Genomic DNA, 369 nt, shown 5'->3' on the forward strand with positions numbered 1-369 from the left:
GCCCTACATGTATGCGTCCCAGCGAACGCAGTGAGTGTGTTGATTGGCTTGTTATGTATCGATGTTTGATACATCAATCTTTGCCCATTGCCTCGAGGTCTGGCTTTCTGAAAAAATAAAATGTAAACCCCAAGATTAAAACGATTTGTAGGCTAACAATTAGCCAAAACATAACAGGGTCATCAGTTAAATAAGCGCGACCTGATTTGGTTATTACATAACCCTCTGAATAAGCTCTGTAAAGCCCGTGTCCAACAAAAGCATAGCCCAAGAGTAGCCATATCCTAACAATAAAATGGACTATCTTTTTGTCTGTATTAGTAACGATGTTCATTTTTTTGCACGATACATAACTTCCAAATATGGGGC

1 protein-coding gene is annotated in these 369 nt (G+C 39.3%); it reads right to left on the reverse strand.

Annotated elements, in window-relative coordinates; genetic code table 11:
- Positions 1-73: 73 nt before the first annotated feature.
- Positions 74-369, reverse strand: a 296-nt coding sequence (locus GVO63_RS19690) for a hypothetical protein (protein WP_236552235.1), incomplete at its 5' end; no start/stop codon positions are given.

This window comes from Alteromonas sp. KUL106, from assembly GCF_009811415.1.
Classification (GTDB): domain Bacteria; phylum Pseudomonadota; class Gammaproteobacteria; order Enterobacterales; family Alteromonadaceae; genus Alteromonas.